This window comes from Microcoleus sp. B9-D4 (genome assembly GCF_036705105.1).
Taxonomy (GTDB): Bacteria; Cyanobacteriota; Cyanobacteriia; order Cyanobacteriales; family Microcoleaceae; genus Microcoleus.
Genome location: NZ_JAUBTS010000167.1, coordinates 1 through 1558, shown reverse-complemented (window position 1 = coordinate 1558; position 1558 = coordinate 1). Strand labels below are relative to the sequence as shown.

General features: G+C 47.3%; 1 protein-coding gene and 1 pseudogene. Both read right to left on the bottom strand.

All coding sequences use genetic code 11. The features are described 5' to 3' along the window. Positions 1-53: 53 nt before the first annotated feature. Positions 54-302 carry a reverse transcriptase N-terminal domain-containing protein gene (locus QUB24_RS33375; protein WP_445300454.1) on the bottom strand — a complete coding sequence of 83 codons (249 nt, stop codon included), beginning with the start codon at positions 300-302 and terminating at the stop codon, positions 54-56. Between the two features lie 689 nt (positions 303-991). Continuing rightward, positions 992-1420, bottom strand: a pseudogene (locus QUB24_RS33370) (HNH endonuclease); the annotation flags it as partial. Between the last annotated feature and the right edge of the window lie 138 nt (positions 1421-1558).

Here is a 1558-nt window from a genome sequence, read left to right as displayed (position 1 = left end):
CTATTGACCTGCTTTCAGCAGGTGTGACGCTTTCGGATTTCTCGCAAGGCGCGTCAACGAGCCGCACTCCCTTTGTTATCCTGAGTAACCCGTCTGACAGCCAGAAGCTTGGCAGCTCTGGACTTAATCATTAGCTTCTGTAGCTTCCGAACTTGAGGAGTTTCACCACGCTGCGAGGCTGTGTAGATGCGCTTTTGTAGCTTATAAACCTTACGTTCCAGCTTGCGCCAGGGAATATTCTTCCACTCGTTAGGCTTACCATCCGTACTCTGGTTTTCACATTTTTGGTTACTTGCCTTCATCTCACGGTATATGTACTACTACTTGTACCTCTACATCTTCCAAACAGTCGGGCTTCTGTCTGCATATCCTTGGGCTTTCCCCGAGGCGTTTGCTTCTGAAGCCATCCCATTCCCCTGCCTCATGCGGCTGACTACCTGCTCAGAGTATCGACCTACCCTGAGAGATGACAGGGGACTTAATTCGTTCCTGATTGACCTAATTGCGTCGGGGGTGGGTTCTCACACTCCTCCGGGGTTAGTATAGTTATCTGGTTGATAACTTACGTGAACGCTTTCTGGTGACGGATTCAATTCACCAGCCACATTTCCCCATTGTCTTTTTGACGGCTGCGGTCGTAGCTGTTGGCTACCCTCTCCTCATTTCCGCAGCTTCAAATTAACGAAGGTTTCGAGTGAGTTTACTGAACGTTAACCCGTCCTAACTTAGCTAGCCAGATTACCCTCTGAGGCAAGGTTTGTCTGTCGTTTCTCCCCCCTGCTGATTTCCAGATTTTGATAGTCAGTCGCCATCCTGGGGGAGATGCTTCAACCTAAGCGTCAAGGCGGCAGGAATTACCCTTATTAGGGTTCACCTACAGGTCAATCAAGTTGTCAAGGTTCTGTTCCAACCACTACGAGAGGTTGGTTCTCCTTGCCCCTAGTTCGTTTCAGGCTGCATAGCCTTCCACTTTGTAGGGAACGAATCGCACGAAACCAAATTTATTAGTACCGCACATTTGGCGAGTCCCATGCCCTGCTGATTGAATCGACAACGGCTGCCAGGTCAACACTTCTAATGTCGGAGTCCCACCAACACAGGCGGCATCAAGCCAATGAGTTTTGGGAAGACCTAACCGAATCCGATTGAACTTTGTTTTGCCTCCAGATCCAGTGTCCACAGGTAAACCCGTTGCTTTCAAAGCATTGAATAAAGCCCATCGGGTAGCGTTAATTGCTGTTGCATCTTTTAAAGGTGATTTGCTCTGTGCCAATACCCTCTTTAAAATTTCAGGTTTGCCTGAGAGGAAATCTTTGATATCTTGATTACCTTTCCCCTGGTTGCAGGGATGGCAAGCCAGAGCCAGGTTAGAAACCCTATCAGAGCCACCTTTAGAGCGTGGGTGGATATGCTCGACCTCAGAAGTGTTGAATGCTTATTTGATAGGATTCTGAAAATAGACATACGAATCCTATAAACTGCTGATCTCAGCAATTAAAAACAAGTTCCTTAAACCAGTGAATATAGCTGATTTTCTCACACATAAAAGCCTGTAAAT